General features: G+C 70.0%; 18 protein-coding genes. 9 read left to right on the top strand and 9 right to left on the bottom strand.

Annotated elements, in window-relative coordinates:
- The 6 genes from F4553_RS20150 to F4553_RS20125 all read right to left on the bottom strand — a co-directional run bounded on the left by F4553_RS20150 (window position 1) and on the right by F4553_RS20125 (window position 6,126).
- Window positions 1-1,323, bottom strand: coding sequence for a DUF1800 domain-containing protein (locus tag F4553_RS20150; RefSeq protein ID WP_184838237.1), 1,323 nt, complete (start codon window positions 1,321-1,323; stop codon window positions 1-3).
- Window positions 1,324-1,459: 136 nt separating this feature from the next.
- The gene (locus F4553_RS20145; protein WP_184838235.1) at window positions 1,460-2,293 is read right to left on the bottom strand and encodes a class II fructose-bisphosphate aldolase; all 834 of its coding nucleotides are present in this window, start codon (window positions 2,291-2,293) and stop codon (window positions 1,460-1,462) included.
- Between the two features lie 8 nt (window positions 2,294-2,301).
- The gene (locus tag F4553_RS20140) at window positions 2,302-3,138 is read right to left on the bottom strand and encodes a 1-phosphofructokinase family hexose kinase (protein ID WP_184838233.1); all 837 of its coding nucleotides are present in this window, start codon (window positions 3,136-3,138) and stop codon (window positions 2,302-2,304) included.
- Window positions 3,135-4,226 (bottom strand): N-acetylglucosamine-6-phosphate deacetylase, encoded by a 1,092-nt coding sequence (gene nagA, locus F4553_RS20135; RefSeq protein WP_184838230.1) that lies wholly within the window; start codon window positions 4,224-4,226, stop codon window positions 3,135-3,137. The genes F4553_RS20140 and nagA overlap by 4 nt, the downstream gene beginning before the upstream one ends.
- Window positions 4,223-5,209 carry an ROK family protein gene (locus tag F4553_RS20130; RefSeq protein ID WP_184838227.1) on the bottom strand — a complete coding sequence of 329 codons (987 nt, stop codon included), beginning with the start codon at window positions 5,207-5,209 and terminating at the stop codon, window positions 4,223-4,225. Before F4553_RS20130 ends, nagA begins: the two co-directional genes overlap by 4 nt.
- Window positions 5,206-6,126 (bottom strand): SIS domain-containing protein, encoded by a 921-nt coding sequence (locus tag F4553_RS20125; RefSeq protein ID WP_184838225.1) that lies wholly within the window; start codon window positions 6,124-6,126, stop codon window positions 5,206-5,208. The genes F4553_RS20130 and F4553_RS20125 overlap by 4 nt, the downstream gene beginning before the upstream one ends.
- 226 nt (window positions 6,127-6,352) lie before the next feature.
- Here F4553_RS20125 and F4553_RS20120 point away from each other — a divergent pair, with 226 nt between their 5' ends.
- From F4553_RS20120 to F4553_RS20095, 6 genes are all read left to right on the top strand, one after another.
- The gene (locus F4553_RS20120) at window positions 6,353-7,138 is read left to right on the top strand and encodes a DeoR/GlpR family DNA-binding transcription regulator (RefSeq protein ID WP_184838223.1); all 786 of its coding nucleotides are present in this window, start codon (window positions 6,353-6,355) and stop codon (window positions 7,136-7,138) included.
- 58 nt (window positions 7,139-7,196) lie between these two features.
- The gene (locus F4553_RS20115) at window positions 7,197-8,009 is read left to right on the top strand and encodes a hypothetical protein (protein ID WP_184838222.1); all 813 of its coding nucleotides are present in this window, start codon (window positions 7,197-7,199) and stop codon (window positions 8,007-8,009) included.
- 43 nt (window positions 8,010-8,052) lie between these two features.
- Window positions 8,053-9,048 carry an ABC transporter ATP-binding protein gene (locus F4553_RS20110; RefSeq protein WP_184838220.1) on the top strand — a complete coding sequence of 332 codons (996 nt, stop codon included), beginning with the start codon at window positions 8,053-8,055 and terminating at the stop codon, window positions 9,046-9,048.
- Window positions 9,045-10,055 carry an ABC transporter permease subunit gene (locus F4553_RS20105; protein WP_184838218.1) on the top strand — a complete coding sequence of 337 codons (1,011 nt, stop codon included), beginning with the start codon at window positions 9,045-9,047 and terminating at the stop codon, window positions 10,053-10,055. The genes F4553_RS20110 and F4553_RS20105 overlap by 4 nt, the downstream gene beginning before the upstream one ends.
- 149 nt (window positions 10,056-10,204) lie before the next feature.
- Window positions 10,205-10,570 (top strand): DUF3263 domain-containing protein, encoded by a 366-nt coding sequence (locus F4553_RS20100; protein WP_376776231.1) that lies wholly within the window; start codon window positions 10,205-10,207, stop codon window positions 10,568-10,570.
- Between the two features lie 106 nt (window positions 10,571-10,676).
- Window positions 10,677-10,859: a hypothetical protein gene (locus tag F4553_RS20095; protein ID WP_184838214.1), complete on the top strand. Its 183-nt coding sequence runs from the start codon at window positions 10,677-10,679 to the stop codon at window positions 10,857-10,859.
- Here F4553_RS20095 and F4553_RS20090 read toward each other — a convergent pair whose 3' ends face one another.
- Complete coding sequence (locus F4553_RS20090) at window positions 10,860-12,179, bottom strand: glutamate-1-semialdehyde 2,1-aminomutase (RefSeq protein WP_221469950.1); 1,320 nt, start codon at window positions 12,177-12,179, stop codon at window positions 10,860-10,862.
- A gap of 153 nt (window positions 12,180-12,332) precedes the next feature.
- On the opposite strand from F4553_RS20090, the gene F4553_RS20085 reads away from it, so the two are divergent.
- Together F4553_RS20085 and F4553_RS20080 are read left to right on the top strand one after the other, a co-directional pair.
- Window positions 12,333-15,068 (top strand): CocE/NonD family hydrolase, encoded by a 2,736-nt coding sequence (locus tag F4553_RS20085; protein WP_184838212.1) that lies wholly within the window; start codon window positions 12,333-12,335, stop codon window positions 15,066-15,068.
- Complete coding sequence (locus tag F4553_RS20080; protein ID WP_184838210.1) at window positions 15,068-15,952, top strand: ABC transporter permease; 885 nt, start codon at window positions 15,068-15,070, stop codon at window positions 15,950-15,952. Before F4553_RS20085 ends, F4553_RS20080 begins: the two co-directional genes overlap by 1 nt.
- Before the next feature lie 171 nt (window positions 15,953-16,123).
- Here F4553_RS20080 and F4553_RS20075 read toward each other — a convergent pair whose 3' ends face one another.
- Window positions 16,124-16,492, bottom strand: coding sequence for a VOC family protein (locus F4553_RS20075; RefSeq protein WP_184838208.1), 369 nt, complete (start codon window positions 16,490-16,492; stop codon window positions 16,124-16,126).
- Window positions 16,493-16,555: 63 nt separating this feature from the next.
- On the opposite strand from F4553_RS20075, the gene F4553_RS20070 reads away from it, so the two are divergent.
- Window positions 16,556-17,008: a MarR family winged helix-turn-helix transcriptional regulator gene (locus tag F4553_RS20070; RefSeq protein WP_184838206.1), complete on the top strand. Its 453-nt coding sequence runs from the start codon at window positions 16,556-16,558 to the stop codon at window positions 17,006-17,008.
- Here the strand turns inward: F4553_RS20070 and F4553_RS20065 are convergent.
- Complete coding sequence (locus F4553_RS20065; RefSeq protein ID WP_312875276.1) at window positions 17,005-18,444, bottom strand: AAA family ATPase; 1,440 nt, start codon at window positions 18,442-18,444, stop codon at window positions 17,005-17,007. The genes F4553_RS20070 and F4553_RS20065 overlap by 4 nt on opposite strands.
- Window positions 18,445-18,516: the final 72 nt, after the last annotated feature.

The raw sequence follows: 18,516 nt of genomic DNA, 5'->3' as shown, positions 1-18,516 counted from the left end.
TCAGTGAACGAGGTATTCGGGGGTGACGAGGCCGAGCATGAGCAGCTTGCGGGAGTCCTTGACGACATCGGTGAGTGCTTTGCGGGTCCGGTCGGTCCAGGCGTCGACGACGAGCAGTCGGCCCAGCGCGTCGATCCGTCCGGCGACCGGCGCGGCGGCGAGCCGGTCGACGATCGTCTTCGGCGCCCGCGCGGAGAGCATCTCGGTGAGCCGGATGCGGGACTGCATGGAGTGGCTGGTGAGCCACGCCGCACCGCTCGGCCAGCCACCGACGCTCGGTGGGCGGAAGGGCACCTGCTCGATCCGCTTGAGCCCGTTCATGAACTGCTGGCGCTCGTCCTCGGGCAGCGTGGCGGGGCGCAGGTCGAGCTGGCGCATCGCACCGCAGATCCACTCCAGCGGCTGCTTGACGAGCTTGCCGCGGGTCGCCGCGAAGTCGGGGTCGGTGAAGATCCCCTGGGCGAGCGAGGTGATGTCGCGATCGGGGCCGTAGGCCTTCACCAGCCGTCCGATCACCGCCTCGCTGGCGGGCTCGCCCGAGGCGAAGCGGAACCAGAACCGCTTGGCGAGGAACTGGGCGTTGGCGGGCTGGGCGAGCAGCAGCTCGGCGAGGCCGTCGACGTCGAAGACGCCCGTCTCGCCGAGGATCTGCTTGGAGCCGGTGTCGTGCCGCGACGGCACGATGTTGGCGAGGCTGAGCCGCCGGTCGACCTGCCAGCCGGTGAGGGCTCGGGCCGCTGCCTTCACGTCGGCCTCGCTGTAATTGCCGATGCCGAGGACGAAGAGCTCCATCAGCTCGCGGGCGAGGTTCTCGTTGGGGGCGCGCTTGGCGTTGCGCTGCCCGTCGAGCCAGAGGATCAGCGCCGGGTCGCGCAGCATCGCCTTGACGAAGGGCGCGAAGTCGTTGCGGCCGAAGAACCGGAACGCCTGGTGCTGCGAGAGCATGAGCTGCGGCGAGTCGACCTTCTGGATGTTGGTGGCCCAGTGGCCGTGCCAGAAGAAGATGAGCTTCTCGACCCACTGGTGGTCGGCCGTGACCATCCGGTCCGGCCACCACGCGGTGAGCGCCTGGATCTGGTCGTTGCGCAGCTTGTAGGCGGCGTCGCGCTGCGGCTGGGTCGAGGTCGGCAGCAGCATCGCCACCGGATCGGGCCCGAGCACGGGTGCCGGGGAGGCGATTGCGCCCTGGTCGAGGCCTTGCGGGCGGAGCAGCCGGCTCAGGGTCGCCGAGTAGCCGGCTCGCTCGGCGTCGTCCACCTCGGTGGCGGTCGGCCCGAACGTCGCCCGGCGCAGCAGATGTGCGATTTTCTCGCGATCGGCCATGGCCAATGAGGCTAGCGCGTTTCACGTCTCCGCGCGCGTCCGCACCCAAGATCGTCGCAACTCTTGAAGAGTTGGTCCTAACGGGTTTTTAGGACCAACTCTTCAAGAGTTGCGACGATCTTGGGCTTGGCTTGGGCTAACCGGCGAGGAGGCGGAGGAAGTGGGTCACCGTGGCGGCCATCGCATCGCGGGCCGTGGACAGGTATCTGCGCGGGTCGACGAGCTGGGGATCGGCGTCGAGCCGGGCACGGGCCGCGGTGGTGAAGGCGATGTTCAACGCCGTACCCACATTGATTTTGATCAGACCGCCCGCGACGGCCCGGCGGATCTCGGCATCGCTCACGCCCGACGAGCCGTGCAGCACGAGCGGCACCCCGACGGCCGCGCGCAGAGCGGCGATCAGCTCATGGTCCAGTGCGGCATCGCGGCTGGTCATGGCGTGTGAGGAGCCGACCGCCACCGCGAGCCCGTCGACACCGGTCGCCGCGACATAGGCGGCCGCGTCGGCCGGATCGGTCCGCGCACCGGGCGCGTGCGCCGAGAGCGGCGCGGATCCGTCCTTGCCGCCCACCTTGCCGAGCTCGCTCTCGACCCAGAGCCCGTGCAGATGTCCGAAGTGGACCGCATCGGCGGTGCGCGCGACATTCGCGGCGTCATCGTGGCTCGACGCATCGAACATCACCGAGGAGAAACCGTGCTCGGGTGCCTGCTTGAGCAGTTCGACGGACTCGACGTGGTCGAGGTGCAGCGCGCACGGCACGGATGCGAGCTCCGCGACGGCGCGGGTCGCGGCGGCGATCGGGCCGAGCCGCCCGCCGTGGAACTTCACCGCGTTCTCACTGATCTGCAGGATCACCGGCCGCCCGGCGGCCTCGGCACCGGCGACGATCGCCTCGGCGTGCTCCAGGGTGATCACGTTGAAGGCGGCGATCGGTTCGCCGATCAGCGAGGCGGTGGGGACGAGGCTCATGGGGTGTCCTAAGGGTTGATCTCGGTGCGAATTTGCAGGTAAAGGTCGTGGTCGAAGGTTCCGGCGACGGGCGCGGCGACGGCGGCGGCGGAGAGCGCCACCGCGTCGGCGAGCAGCGCGGGCCAGGCGGTCCCGTCGCGCAGCCCTCTGGCCAGGGCCGCGACGCAGGCATCGCCCGCACCGGTCGGGTTGCCCGCGATCGGCCGCGGCGGCCGCACGACGAAAACCCCGTCGGCCGTCGTCGCCTCCAGGCCGTCGGGCCCCTTCGAGGCGACGATGGTGGTACGCCGGGAAGCCCCCACCACGTCCCCCATCTCCCGGGCGTTGGGCTTGATCAGGTCGGGTTCGGCGACGAGCCCCAGCCGCAGCGGCGCACCCGAGGTGTCCAGGATGGACCTGGCACCGTGCGCGTGCGCGATGTCGATCAGCCTGGCGTAGGCCACCTCGGGCAGCCCCGGCGGCAACGAACCGGAGAGGACCACGACCCGCGCCTCCGACCAGGTGAGCAGCGCGGTGTAGTGGTCGAGGAACCCGCTCCACTCGGCGGCCGTGACCTGCGGACCGGGCTCCCAGAACCCGGTGCCGTCGATCCCGTCGGTGACGACGAGCGTCCGGCGGCAGGCACCGCCGATCGGGAAGAAGTCCTGCATCAGGGGGAAACCCGTCCCGCCGAGCCCGGTCATCGTGACCGGCTCGCCGAGCTGGGTCAGAACGTTCGCCACGTTGACGCCCTTGCCACCGGCGCGCGTGTCCACGTCGCTGACCCGGTGCGCCTCGCCGAGCACGATCGACGCCACCCGATAGGTGACGTCGATCGCCGGGTTCAACGTGACGGTGAGGATCATGTTCCGTTGCGGCGCACGCCCGTGACGTGCAGCTCGGGGGAGAGGATGACGAGGTCGGCCCGCAGCCCGGGAACGATCGCCCCGGTGCTGTCGCCGAGCCCGATGCGCTCGGCCGGAGTGGTCGCGGCCATCCGCGCGGCCTGCTCGATCGGGATCCCCGCACCGACCGCCTGCCGCAGCGCGGCGTCCATCGTCAGGGTGCTGCCCGCGATCGAGCCGTCCCGGGCGAGCCGGGCCACCCGGTCGGCGACGATGACGGCCTGCCCGCCGAGGTCATAGGTGCCGTCGGACATCCCGGCCGCCGACATCGCGTCGGTGACGAGGACGGTCCGGTCGGCTCCGCCGGTGGTGGCCGCGAAGAGCAGCGTGCCGTCGTGCAGGTGGATGCCGTCCGCGACGAGTTCGCAGGCGACCCGCTGATCGCCGAGGAGCCCGATGATCGGGCCGGGCTCCCGGTGGTGCACGGGCCGCATGCCGTTGAAGAGGTGCGTGGCGACGGTCGCACCGGCATCGATCCCGGCGAGCGTCTGGTCATAGGTCGCGTCGGTGTGCCCGATCGCGGCGACGACTCCCTCGGCGACGAGCAGCCGGATCGCCTCGACGGCACCGGTCCGCTCGGGCGCGATCGTCATCATCCGGACGGCACCCTCGCCGAGCTTGACGAGTTCGGCGATCTCGGCGATCGACGGGTCCCGCAGGAAGGCCGGGTTCTGCGCGCCGCACCGCAGCTCCGCGAGGTAGGGACCCTCGAAGTGGATGCCGGCGATCACACCTTCGGCGAAGAGCTCGCGGTAGGCGACCGTCGCGTCGCGCATCAGGTCGAAGGGCGAGCTGACGAGGCTCGCCAGCAGCGTGGTGGTGCCGTGGCCGAGGTGGAACGCGGCAGCCTGCCGGGCCGCCGCCGCGTCGCCGGTGGTGAAGGTGTGGCCGCCGCCGCCGTGGTTGTGGATGTCGACGAAGCCCGGCAGGATCCACTGCTCGGTCTCGACCGGTCCCGGCTCGATCGCGGCGATCCGCCCGCCGTCGATGCGCAGGGATCCGGAGACGATGCCCTCCGGTGTGACGATCCGCCCGCTCAGCTTGGTCATGCCGCCGCCTTCTTCCGGGCTCGGGTCGCCGCCTTCTTGACGGGCTTGGGGGTGTCGGTCGGGTGGTCGACCTCGACGAGGGTCAGCGCCAGCAACGCCGCGCCGAGGCAGCCGGCCTCGTCGCCGAGGAGCGCCTTGACGATGCCGGGCTCCCGGTGAAAGGTCAGCTTGCCGCGCAGGGCCTCCCGCAGCGGCGCGAGCAGCTGCTCACCGGCCTCGGCGAGCCCGCCGCCGACGACGATCAGCTCCGAGTCGAAGAGCGCCTGGCCGGTGAGGAGTCCGTCGGCGAGCGCGTCGACCGTCTCCGCCCAGACCTGGGCCGCGATCGGGTCACCGGCCTGGGCCAGCTCCGCGACCTCGCGGGCGTTGCGGGTCGTTCCGGCCAGCGCGCTGTAACGGCGTCCGACCGCCGACGCCGACGCGACCGCCTCCAGGCAGCCGATCTGCCCGCAGGAGCAGCGCGGACCGCCGGGACGGACGACGATGTGGCCGATCTCGCCGGCCGCACCGTGCGCGCCCGCGAGGACCCGGCCGCTGACGATGTGGGCGGCGGCGATGCCTGTGCCGATCGGCATGAAGAGCACGTGGTCCAGGCCTCGCCCGGCGCCGAGGGTCGCCTCGGCGAGACCGCCGGCCCGCACGTCGTGGCCGAGCCGGACGGGCAGCCCGAGGGCGGCCTCGGCGAGTTCGCGCAGCGGGTAGTCGTGCATGTCGAGGTTGGCGGCGTACCGCACCACCCCGGCATGCTCGTCGATGACGCCGGGGACGGCGATGCCGGCCGCCGTCGGCACGAGTCCGTCGGCGCGGGCCTTCTCGGCGAGGCCGGTCGCCACGGCGAGGATCGTCTCGGCGACCGCATCCGCGCCGCGCTCCGCCCCGGTCGCGTGCCGCTCGGTGTGCACGACCTCGTGATCGCGCGTGACCAGGGCAGACTTGATCCCGGTGCCGCCCACGTCCACGGCGATGACTACCTGTGTGCTCACCGGTCCAGCATGCCCTTCGCGGCGGGCAGGATGACAGAGCGGGTGAGGTTGCGCGGTGCGTCCGGGTCGAGGCCGCGGTGCAGGGCGAGCGCGACGGCGAAGCGCTGGGCCATGATCAGGTCGGCCATCGGGTCGAGTGCGGGGTGGCCCTCGCAGTTGTATCGGCTGTGCACGAAGCTCGCGCCGGTCGCCTCCACGTCGTCGGCGAGCCCGGCGGGCAGGTCGCCGAAGGCCCAGACGGCTCGACCGGGGGCGGCGATCGCGATCGGGCCGTGCCGGAAGTCCATCGCCGGGTAGGCCTCGGTCCAGAAGGTCGCCGCCTCGCGGCACTTCAGGGCCGCCTCGTGGGCGAGCCCGACGGTCCAGCCCCGGCCGAGGAAGGTGATCTGCTCGATCTTGGCGGGGTCCAGCGGGAGCGGGCAGCGTACTGCCGCCTCGGCGTCGGCGGAGGCGGCGGAGAGGTTCTCGCCGAGCCCGGACCGCAGCAGGGCGAGCGCGCTGGTCGCGAAGCGGGTCTGCACGACCGACTTCTCGTCGGCCCAGGGCATCGCGATGACATGGGTGGCGAGCGCGACGACGGGGGAGTCCGGATCGCCGATGATGACGGTCACGGGGGCGCTCAGCTTCGGGATGAGGTCGAGGATCTCCGAGGTGGTGCCGGACCGGGTGATCGCGATGACGCGGTCATAGGTGCGGCCGACCGGGAACTCGGAACCGGCGAAGGCATCGGTCTCGCCCTGCCCGGCAGCCTCGCGGAGCTGCGCGTAAGCCATCGCCATGAACCATGAGGTGCCGCAGCCGGTGACCGCGACCCGCTCGCCGGGCTGCGGGAGGGCATCCGTCAGCTCCTTGGCGTACGCCGCGGCGCGAAGCCAGCATTCGGGTTGGCTGGCGATCTCTTCGTCGACGTAGGCCATGGCCCCTCACAAACGGTTTCGTGCGCGTAACGGTTCGCTACGCCCTGGTTTCGAGCGTCATTGTGCGTGAGCGATTCCGCTGACCGCAAGCCGTCAGGGCACTTCGAGCAGCTCTACGCTTTGCAAACGGGCCTAACGCGCACTATTGTGCATCCAATTGGTCATCAATCGCGCAGACAGGCCGCAGGGGCGTCGGCGAGCCCTACGGCGTGAGAACGGAGCTCTCGTGGACCGTTATGCGCGGTGGAACGCGTTGCTGGAGCTCCTCACCGAGACCGGCCGGGTCACCGTCGAGGACGCCGCGGAGCGTCTCGACGTCTCCCAGGCCACCATCCGGCGCGACTTCGACCAGCTCGCGCAGCAGCAGATGATCACGCGTACCCGAGGCGGCGCCGTCGCCAGCGGCGTCTCCTACGACCTGCCGCTGCGCTACAAGACTGCCAAGCACTCCGAGGAGAAGCAGCGCATCGGCACGGCCGCCGCCGCGATCGTCTCGCCCGGCATGGTCGTCGGCCTCAACGGCGGCACGACCACGACCGAGGTGGCCCGGGCGCTCGCCGTCCGCCCCGACCTCGCCTCGACCGCCGACGGCGCCCAGCTCACGGTCGTCACCAACGCGCTCAACATCGCCAACGAGCTGCTCGTCCGCTCCCGGATGAAGATCGTCGTGACCGGCGGGGTGGTCCGGCCGCAGTCCTTCGAGCTCGTCGGCCCGCTCGGCGGCGGCATCCTGCGCGAGGTGACCCTCGACGTGGCGCTGCTCGGCGTGGACGCGCTCGACGTGAGCCTCGGCGCGGCGGCCCATCACGAGGGCGAGGCGGCGATGAACTCGCTGATGGTCGCCCGCGCCAAGCGGGTCGTCATCATCGCCGACTCCTCCAAGCTCGGCGGGCACGCCTTCGCCCGGATCTGCCCGGTCGAGCGGATCGAGACGCTCGTGACCGACTCCGGTGCCGATCCCAAGATCGTCGCAGGCTTCCGCGAGGCGGGGCTGAACGTCATCGTCGCCTGACGGGCGTTGGCACGGTGCGGCGCAACCCCGTACGCGGGTGACGCGTGATCGGTGCATGATGACGCCCGTTCGACGCCTCGCCGGCGCCCACCTGATCCTGCTCGTCGCGATCGCCTGCACCGCGGCCTGCGACGGCGGCACTCCCATCGCTCTGCCGCCGACGCCATCGGCTTCCGCCGCCACCCCGGCGGCCTCGCCCGGCCCATCGAACCCCGGTGCATCGAACCCCGTGGCATCGAACCCCGTGACCCCGCCGCCGGACGCGCCGCCGACCGCCCCCGTGGTTCCGGCGTGTGCGGCCGACGACGCGCGGCTGATCCCGGAGTCCGTGCTGGTCCGTGATGCGTTCGTGGCGGGGACCTTCGGCGAGGAGCAGTGCCTGGTCAGGGTGCCCGCCGAGCCCTTCCACGAATTCCTGCCCAACCCGTGCAACGACCGGGGCGCGCTGCCGACCGCCGGGATCCTGGCCCGCCGGGCGATCGAGGTCTACTTCGACGACGATCCCGACAACGGCAATCCCGAGACGTCCCGGTACCGCCAGGTCGTGACGCTCTACGACAGCGCGGCGGCGGCGAAGGCGTACGTGGATGACGTGCTCGCCGATGTCGCCCGGTGCGCGAGGCGAAAGGTGGGCAAGGGCCATGTCTTCGCCTATTCGGTGAAGGCGCCGGGAGAGCTCGGGGTGCAGCGGTTCTATTCGGCGTCGGCGGAATCGATGCCGAACGGCGCGATCTTCCAGATCTTCTTCGTCCGCGAGGGCGCCAAGGTCTCCGTCGTCACGGACGTGGGCTGGGAGGGTTACCCCAGCCGGCCGGAGTCGCTGGCCCAGGTCGGCAAGCGGGCCGCCGAGGTTCTGCGGGCTTGGAGATGACCGGGGCAGACGGCCAACCACATACCGGGTATGGTGTCGACCCATGACGGCCGTACTCGAGATATCCGGGCTACGAAAGACGTACCGCAGTCGCCTTCGTGGGCCTCGCCAGGCACTTGACGGGTTCGATATGGAGGTCGAGGCCGGACAGGTCCACGGCTTCCTCGGACCCAACGGTTCCGGCAAGACCACGACCCTGCGTACGCTGCTCGGCCTGATCAAGCCCAATGGTGGGACCATGCGCATCCTGGGCCAGGAGGTCCCGGACGCGTTGCCGCTGGTCGCCTCCCAGGTCGGTGCGATCGTGGAGAGCCCGCAGTTCTTCCCGCACTTCACCGCACAGGACACGCTGAGCCTGCTCGCCGACGCGGGCAACGTGCCGCAGACGCAGGTCGACGCGGTGCTGGAGCTCGTCGGTCTCCGCGACCGTGCCAAGGACCGGGTCAAGACCTACTCCCTGGGCATGAAGCAGCGGCTCGCCGTGGCCTCCGCGCTCCTCAAGAACCCGCGCCTGCTGATCCTCGACGAGCCGGCCAACGGTCTCGACCCGGGCGGCATCCGCGAGATGCGCGACCTGATGAAGACCCTCACCGAGCAGGGCATGACGGTGGTGCTCTCCAGCCACATCCTCGGCGAGGTCGAGCTGATCTGTGACAGTGTCACGATCATCTCGCGCGGCCGCCGCGTCACCGCCGGGCCCGTCAGCGAGGTCCTGGCCGCGCACTCAAGCGGCCTCATCCGGGTACGCCTGGAGGCCCCCACGGACCTCACGCTCGCCGCCGAGGCGCTGCGTGCCTCCGGCGCCGGTGTGCAGGCCCAGGGCGATCACCTGCTCGTCTCCGGTGTGGACAAGCCGGCCAGGGTGACGAAGGTCCTCGCGGACCAGCAGCTCTATGTCAGCGAGCTGACCCCGATCCTCGCCGACCTGGAGAGCGTCTTCCTGCAGCTGACCGAGACCGCGCCGGTCGACGGCCAGCACCGCCAGGTCGACCAGTCCGCGATCGTCGCCCCCAGTCCCCTGAGTGAGGTCTCCCGATGAGCATCGTCCGCGCGGAACGGCGCCGCCTCTTCAAGCGCCGCTTCACCAAATACATGATCCTCGTCGGGATCGTCATCCTCGCCGCCATCGCGGCGGGGGTCTTCTTCACCAACTCCAAGCCCGGTCCGGAGACGCTCGCCGCTGCCCAGGCCCAGGCCGACCGCCAGTACGAGGACTCGATCGGCTACTGGAACAGCCGGGGCAAGGCCGAGTGCGAGGCCTCGATGAAGGCCAACCCCGACACCTCGAAGATGCCCGTCGAGGAGGTGTGCCGCGGCCCGCGCAAGGAGGACTTCCAGGCGGAGTGGTACATGCCGTCGAGCTTCGACTTCAAGGACGAGTTCCCCGCGATGATCACGGTCTGGGCGGCGATCATGGGCCTGATCACCTTCGTCATCGGCGCCTCCTTCGTCGGTGCCGAGTGGAACAGCGGCGGCATGATGAACCTGCTGCTCTGGCGGCCCAAGCGAAGCGTGGTGCTGAGCGCCAAGCTGGGCTCGCTGATCGGCGGGGCGGTGGTCTGGTCGCTCGCGATCGGTGCGGTCTGGACGGCCGCGCTGTGGTTCGTCGCGACCGTTCGCGGCACCACGACCGGGATGACCTCCGGCACCTGGCAGTCCTTCGGCCTGATGGGCCTGCGCGGGCTGGGGCTGGCCCTGACTCTCGGGATCATCGGCTTCACCCTGGCGACCCTGGGCCGCCACACCGCGATGGCTCTCGGTGTCGCCGCAGCGGTGATCGTCGTCTTCCAGTTCGGCGTGGGCATCGTGCTCAACCTCGCCGGTGTGCGCTGGGTCGAGGCATATCTGCTGCCGACGCACATGATCGCCTGGATGGACAAGGAGTACATCATCGAGGACTACCAGTCCTGCAACTTCTCCAGCGGCGAGTGCAAGCCCGAGACGCTGACCCTCACCTGGGTCAACACCGGTACGGTCATGGCCATCATCATCGCCGTGCTCGTCGGCCTCTCCTACTGGAACATGAGCCGTCGAGACGTCGCCTGATCTGCTGAAAGTCGACTACGGATATCGAGCCGGGTGAGTGGCGCAGGTCGCACTCGCCCGGCTCGCCGTAAGGACCCGAACGTGGCAGGGTAATTGTCGTGGGTCCCGCGTACTCTGTTGGAACTGCTGTACGAACGGGTGCGACGAAGGTGAGGGCGACGATGCCGAAGGATCTCGAAGAGTTGCAGGTCAACGAGGTTCTGGCGGCGCCGACCACGCCGGAGGCCGACGACATCGTCGACAGCGACATCCCGGCCCCGCAGGAGGCCGAGCCGCACGTCCCGGGCCCGGTCCTGTCCGATCGGGATCTGCAGATGCTCGCCTTCGAGCAGCAGTGGTGGCGGCACGCGGGCGCCAAGGAGCAGGCGATCAAGGACACGTTCCAGCTCAGCGCCACCCGCTACTACCAGGCGCTCAACGTCCTGCTGGAGAATCCCGCAGCGCTCGCGGCGCAGCCGCTGCTCGTCGGTCGGCTGCTTCGCTTGCGGCAGAGCAGATCCCGCACACGCGGATAACAAATCGAGCGGGATCCGTTGTCGGATAACCGATCTGGCACTCCGGGTGAGCAACACGCAAACTGATCCCTTGCCGCAGTGGCGTGGATCGAGGAGGCCCGGACCGATGCCCATCAGCTCATTCGGGCCGATGCCCATCAGCTCCCTGGCGCGGCCCGCCGTGCTCGCCCTCGCTGCGCTGACGCTGATCGCGTGCGGCCTGAGCACGACCGCCGAACCCAAGCCGCTGCCGATCGTCTCCAGCGAGGCGACCGTGTCACCGGTCCCCTCCCCGAGCGCGCGCAGCTGATCAACCCCGGGTGCGGATGGCGGGGCGCACGGGTCGGCCGCGCAGGACCGTTGCGGCGCCGTTCTCCAGCCCCTTGCGGTAAGTCGGGAGTGCCTCGGCGACGGCGTTGACCGTCTGCTCGATCGCGGCCTCGTCGTGGGAGAAGCTGACGACGAAGCTCGGCGCGAGCACGCCCCGGATGAGCAGCTCCTGCAGGAAGAGCGTGCGGAACTCCTGGCTGCGCTCCCCGTCGGCGTCGAGCGTGGCGAAGACGAGGTTGCAGTCGCGGCCGATGAGCTGGATGTGGTCGGCGAGGCCGGCATCGGCGACGACCGAGGTGAGCCCGGACCGCAGCAGTCCGCCGATCCGGTGCAGGTGGTCGGCGACGCCGTCCTTCTCGTACGCGTCGACCACGGCCAGCATCGCCGCCATCGCCCAGGGCTGCCCGCCGTAGGTCTGCGACATCAGGAAGACCCGGTCCCGGTCGTCGACGGGGCCGCCGAGCCGCATGATCTCCTGGCGGCCGCCGAGGGCGGAGAGCGGGAAGCCGTTGGCCATGCCCTTGCCGAAGGTGCAGAGGTCCGGCCGGATGTCGTGGACGTGCTGGGCGCCTCGGGCGTGCCAGCGGAAACCGGTGATGACCTCGTCCAGGATCAGCAGCACGCCGTGCGCGTCGCAGAGTGCGCGGACGCCGACGAAGTAGCCAGGCGCGGGCGGCTCGACCGTCTCGGCCTCCATCACGACCGCCGCGATCTGGCCGGGGTGAGCGGTGAGCACCGCTTCCAGGTCGGCGAGGTCGTTGTAGCGGAACCGGGTGGTGAGCTGCGCGGTCGCCGAGGGGATGCCGGCGCCCATCGCGGTGGTGCCGATGAACCAGTCGTCGGTGGCGAAGAAGGGCTGGTCGGCGCAGATCGCCACCATGTCCCGACCGGTGTAGGCCCGGGCCAGCTTGACCGCGGCCGTCGTCGCGTCGGAGCCGTTGACGCCGAACTTCACCATCTCGGCCGAGGGGATCAGGTCGAGGAAGCGCTCGGCGGCGGCCCGCTCCAGGCGGTGCGGCCGGACGAAGTTGGTGCCGAGTTCGAGATGGCGGGCGATCGCCTCGACGACGGGGCGGAAGTTGTGCCCGAGCGTCACCGAGCGCAGGCCCATGCCGTACTCGATGAACTCGTTGCCGTCGATGTCCCACGTGCGGCAGCCGTCGCCGCGATCGATGACGGGGGCCATGCCCTCGGGGTATTGGTCGTCGCCTTTGGCGTAGGTGTGCCCGCCACCCGGGATCACCCGGTGCGCCGCCGCAGAGTGCTCCCGCGACCTGGCAAAGTCCCGCGTCACCATCATCGGCATAGTCTGCTGCACCAGGTGATGGATAGGCCAAAAGTTGTCCTGTCGGGTTTCTTGCTATCGAAGCCCGCCCGTGTGTCACGCGCGACACAGAAGGATCAGGGGCTCCCCTGATGCAGGAGGAAACATCCGGTGCATACGGTTGGCGTCATGCTCGGGCGACGATGGCTCACCCGGCGCCGCGCCCTCGTGGGCGGCGCCGCGATTCTTCTCCTTCTCGTGGGGATCACCTGGTTGGTCACGCCGTCGGCGGCGACCTACACGACCGACGAGTCGATGGTGACCGTGCGCAGCGGGCCCGGCGACAGCGAGTCGATCACCCTGGACACCACGCTCTTCCTGCCCACGGGTGCCTCCGCGGGCAGCAGGGTGCCCGCCGTGCTGCTCGCGCACGGCTTCGGTGGGACCAAGACCAGCGTCGAGGACCAGGCCGCCGACTTCGCCGACCAGGGTTACGCGGTGCTCATCTGGACCGCCCGCGGCTTCGGCAAGAGCACCGGCGAGATCCACCTCGACGCGCCCGACTACGAGGTGCGCGACGCGCAGAAGCTGCTCGACTGGCTCGCCGCGCGTCCCGAGATCCAGACCGACGCCGCCGGTGACCCGAAGGTCGGCGTCGTCGGCGGGTCCTACGGCGGCGCGCTCGCGCTGATGCTCTCCGCGGCCGATCCGAGGGTCGACGCGATCGTTCCGATGATCACCTGGAACGACCTCGCCAACTCCTTCCTGCCCGAGTCGACCGGCGCCGGTCCCGAGCAGGGTGTCTTCAAGAAGGCCTGGGCCGGTGTCTTCTTCGGCAACTCCAGCGGTCGCTCCGACATCGGCTCCCCGGGTCCCCGCTATGACGCGCAGTGCGGGCGGTTCGCCGCGGACATCTGCGCGGCGTACCTCCGGATCGCGTCGACCGGCCGGGCCGACGCGGACGCCGTCGCGCTGCTGCGCAGGTCGAGCCCGCAGTCGGTGATCGACAAGATCAAGGCACCGACCCTGCTGGTGCAGGGCGAGGCCGACACGCTCTTCCCGCTGAGCGAGGCCGACGCCAACGCCCGCGGGATCTCGCGCAACGGCACGCCGGTCCGGGTCGCCTGGTTCACCGGCGGCCACGACGGCGGCCTCGGCACCAAGTCCGACCAGGACCGGGTCAACTTCCTCACGATTCAGTGGCTCGACCACTACGTGCGCAAGGAGGGCGAGACCCCGGCGACGAGCTTCACCTACTCCAGGATCAACGGGCTCGACGCCGTCGACCGGGGGCTGATGAGCGCCGGGTTCTCCGTCACCGACTACCCGGGCACCGGCGGTCAGTCCAGCACCGCGCTGCCGCTCGGCCGGTCCATCGCGCAGGACGTGGCGAACCCGCCCGACGGCACGCCCGCGGCGATCTCCGCCCTGCCCGGTGCCGGTCTCGCCTCCACGCTGCTCAACGGGGTCTCCGTCGAGGTGCCCGGCCAGAACGCGTCCTTCCTCTCGGCCGAGCTGGCCAAGACGATGACCGTCGTCGGCTCGCCGACCGTCTCGGTCCGGGCCGCCTCGCCGACGGGCGACGCCGTCCTCTTCGTCAAGCTCTACGACGTGGGGCCCGACGGCCAGCCGGCCCTCATCAACAGCCTCGTCTCGCCGATCCGGCTCACCGGCCTCCCGAAGACGATCGACACGGCCACACCGGTCAAGGTCACCCTCCCGGCCATCGTCCGGGAGATCGAGAGCGGCCACCACCTGGCCGTCGTGCTCGCCACTTCCGACCAGGGGTACGCCGGTCCGCCCGAGCCCGTCGTCTACCGCGTGGAGGCGACCGGCGACATCACGCTGCCGACCGTCGCCGGTGAGCCGATCCAGACCGCCGACGTGCTGTGGCGCTGGATCCTCGTCGGGCTGCTGGCGCTGCTCGCGATCGGCCTCGTCGCCGCGATCCTGATCGCCCGGATGCGCGGCCGCAAGACCGACGTCTCCGTCGATCCGGATCTCGCCGGCACCCCGCTCCAGGTCCGCAACCTCCGCAAGGAGTACGGCAACGGGTTCGTCGCCGTCGCCGATGTCAGCTTCACCGTCGAACGCGGCCAGGTCGTCGGCCTGCTCGGGCCCAACGGCGCCGGCAAGACCACCTCGCTGCGGGTGCTGATGGGTCTGACCCGGCCCACCTCCGGCGAGATCTCGGTCTTCGGGCACAAGCTGACGCCGGGCTCGCCGGTGCTGTCCCGGATCGGTTCGCTCGTCGAGGGCCCCGGTTTCCTGCCGCACCTCAACGGCGAGCAGAACCTGAAGGCGTACTGGCGGGCCACCGGCCGGGCCTGGGAGGACGCGCACTTCGACGAGGCGGTCGCGATCGCCGGGCTCGGCGACTCGATCCATCGCCGGGTCAAGACATACAGCCACGGCATGAAACAGCGCCTCGCCATCGCGCAGGCGATGCTCGGCCTGCCGGAGCTGCTCGTGCTCGACGAGCCGACCGACGGGCTCGACCCGCCACAGATCGCCGAGATGCGCCGGGTCCTCGGCCGCTACGCCACCGACGGCCGCGCGGTGCTCGTCTCCAGCCACCTCCTCGCCGAGGTGGAGCAGACCTGCAGCCACGTCGTCGTGGTGCACCGGGGTCAGGTCGTCGCCTCGGGCAAGGTCGACGAGATCGTCGGCGACACCCCGACCACGGTCTTCGAGGTCTCCGACCTCGATCTCGCCCAGCGGGCGCTCGACAAGCTGCACGTGCCCTACGCGGTCGAGTCGGAGCGGACCCTGGTCGTGCAGCTCGACCACATCCCCCGGTCGGAAGCGGTCGCGGCGCTGGTCAATGCCGGTGTCGGAGTGGACCGGGTGGCGCCACGGCGTCGCCTGGAGGATGCGTTCCTCGCCCTCGTGGGCGACTCGACGGCAGGAAGCGGTGACCGGTGATGAGCACCTCGACAGTCGAGACGGTGGACGGGTCGGCGGCGGGATACAACGCCCGGCGGACCCTCTCCGTCGGTGCGGAGTGGCGGCGGCAGTGGCGCCGTCGGCGTACCCAGATGGCTCTGGGTTTCATGGTTCTGCTGCCCTTGATCTTGCTGGCCTCGTTCGAGCTCGGCGGCGACGATGACGGCGGCGGCGGCAACGGCCGGGGTCAGTTCTCCGCGCTCGTCGACGTGGCGACCGCGGGCGGGCTCAACTTCGCGCTCTTCACCCTCTTCGTCTCGTCGTCGTTCCTGCTGGTCGTGGTCGTGGCGCTCTTCCACGGCGACACCGTGGCGAGCGAGGCGAGCTGGGGAAGCCTGCGCTACCTGCTGGCGGCACCCGTGCCGCGGGCCCGGCTGCTCGCGAGCAAGCTGATCGTGGCGCTGGGCTACTCCCTGCTCGCCCTGCTCACGCTCATCGGGACGGCGCTGCTCGTGGGCACGCTGCGCTATGGCTGGGAGCCGCTGCGGTCGTCGATCGCGCCGGACATCCCGGCGGTAGAGGGGCTGCTGCGGCTGCTGGCGATCGCCGGTTATGTCGGGCTCGGGCTGCTCGTCGTCGCCGGGCTGGCGTTCATGCTCTCGACGCTGACGGATGCGCCGCTCGGTGCCGTCGGCGGTGCGGTGCTGCTCTTCATCGTGTCGTCGATCCTCGACCAGATCACCGCTCTCGGCGACCTGCGCAACTTCCTGCCGACGCACTATGCCCAGGCCTACCTGGGGCTGATCACCACGCCGATCCAGACCGAGGACATCGTCAAGGGCGCGATCGCCGCGATCAGCTATGCGGCGATCTTCTGGTCGGTGGCCTGGTGGCGGTTCGTCCGCAAGGACGTGACCAGCTGACCCGTGTCATCCGGTGCTGAGCGGCACGGTCAGCGCTGCCAGCGAGCATGATCGCGCAAGAACTCGGAAATAAGCCCCTCGCACCTTGTTTGAGCGGCTATTTTCCCGGAATTAACGCGATCATGCCGGGCGGCGCGACGAGCTCGGCACAGCGCTGCCGTCGGCGAGCGTTCAGGCGCGGTCGTGAAGGGTGACCTGGTAGCCGTCGGGGTCGGCAAAGGTGAAGGTGCGACCGAACGGACCGTCGATCGGAGCCGAGACGATCGTGTGGCCGTCGGCGGCGAGAGCGTCGTGAATCGCCTGGACATCGGTGGCGTGGAGCCAGATCGCGGCACCGATGCCGGGCTGGGCGACGGACGCAAGATCGGTGCCGGGGACGATGTCTCGCAGCGCGAACGCGATCGGCTTCGTCTCGAAGACGACGGCATGGGGAGGGCCCGCCGGCGAGCGGACGAGGCCTAAATACTGCTCATAGAACGCCTGCGACGCGTCGAGATCGCGAGCCTGGAGGGAGATGAAGTCAGGGCCGGTGACGGGCATGGTGATGCTCCTTCGGTTCGTGTCAGTTTCCTGACATGGACCACTCTATGTCAGTATGCTGACATGCGTCAAGACGGAGTCGACCTGGATACGTCACTGGGCTACCTGCTGAAACAGGCGTCGAGCGCCCTCCGCGCCGCCATGGAGGCGGTGCTGCGGCCGCTGGGGATGACCGTGACGCACTACTCCTGCCTCGAACTGCTCGCGCAGCGCCCCGGCCTGTCGAACTCCGAGCTCGCGCGGGGAGCGTTCGTGACCCGGCAGTCGATGAACGTCCTGCTGCAAGCCCTGGAACGAGACGGCTACGTGACCAGGCCGACGCAGGCCCCGGTCGGGAAGGTCCTTCCCACGCAGCTCACGCCACTCGGCCGGCGGAGCCTCGAGAAGGCGACGGTTGCGGTCCGATCCGTCGAGGTCAGGATGCTGAGCGGCATGACGCAGGAGGAGCGGTCGGGCGCGTTCACAATCCTCCAGAGCATGATCCACTCCTTGGGCGACGACGGCACCGGTGCCTAGCCGACCTGCCATGCGGCGATGAGGTCGTCGGCGGTCCAACACTGAGCGAGCCCCGTGACGTCGGCGTCGACACCGTTGCGGCTCACCGCGACGAGCTGGGTCGCTGCCCCGGTCCCGGGCACGGCTGTCGCGTTCGTGGCGAGCGCGGCGAGGTCGGCGGCGGTGAATGCGCCCTGGTCGCGCCACTTGATGCTGCCGACGAAAAGGATCCGATCGGCGACCGGTGCTCGGTCCGCCCCGACGATGTCCAGCTCAGGAATGTTGGAACGCGGCCACCACCCGCCGATCTCGTTCACGTCCGGCCATGCGTCGTCCGGGAGGAGCCGCGCGAGCGCGTCATGGATGATCGGTTCGATCGCCCGACCACGCCAGCCCAGCCAGCGTTGCTTGAACAGGCGCAGGGCCAGGTCGGGTCGGCCACGATCGACCCGGGGCAGCGCGTCGATGCCGATGGCGAGCCAGAAGCGCAGGTAGGGATCGGCGATGCGATACCGCTTGTCCTTGACGCCGCTCTTCATCGACAGCGGTGTGTCCACCGTGACGAGATGCTTCTCCATCAGGAGTTCCAGCGCGCGGGAGAGCACGGTGGCGCTGACGCCGGCTCGCGTACCAATGGTGGTGAAGGTCCGCTCGCCGCCACCGCCGATCGCCGCGAGCACCTGCGGAGCCTGGGCGGTCGGCGGCAGCTCGCTCGCGAGCGAGCGCTCGCCGGAGACGAGCAGCGCCGAGGTGGGACGGGTGAAGGCCGCCGACAGGTAGTCCAGCAGCGGAGCCCTGTCCGGCCACTCCTGGCAGATGAGTGGCAGTCCGCCGGTGATGAGATGGGCATCGAACGCGTCGGCCGGGCTCAAGCTCAGCAGCGAACCGACCTCGGCCGGATTGAGCGGTGGCAGGACCATCTCGGTGGCCCGCTGGTGGAACGGTCTGCCATAGGACGCGAGCAACTCCATCATCGCGAGGTCGCTCCCGACGCCGATGAGGAGGACGGGCAGCCGGGAGAGGCGTCGGTCCCAGGCTGTCTGGAGTGCACCCTCGAAGGCCGGGTCGGCCGCGGCCATGTAGGGCAGCTCGTCCAGGACGACGATGCTGGGCGTATCGGTCGGCAGCATCGCGGCGAGTTCGCGGAAGGCGGCATCCCAGGTCGACGCGGTGCCGTCGGCGACCCATGCACGATTGGGCAGGGTCGACTCGGCGGAGACCGCTCGGAACAGCTCGTCGCGGTGATGCTGGGGATCCTCGCCGGACGTGGCGGTATAGAAGGCCCACGGTACGTCCGCCCGCTCGCAGAAGACTTCGAGCAGTCGGGACTTGCCGACGCGTCGGCGGCCGCGCATGAGGAGCGCTCGCCCTGGACCCTCGCCGCCGCGGCGCACGTCATCAAGAAGCGCGTTGAGCTGGGAAAGCTGGTAACCGCGTCCGGCGAAGATCTTACTCACGACAAGAATACTATCAAGATTGATACTATCTTCGGTGTAAGTATTATCTTATCACTGTAGGTGCGCGTGATC

It is taken from the genome of Allocatelliglobosispora scoriae (assembly GCF_014204945.1).
GTDB lineage: Bacteria > Actinomycetota > Actinomycetes > Mycobacteriales > Micromonosporaceae > Allocatelliglobosispora > Allocatelliglobosispora scoriae.
Note: the sequence above shows the minus strand (reverse complement) of the source record. Positions and strands in the feature narration are given on the sequence as shown.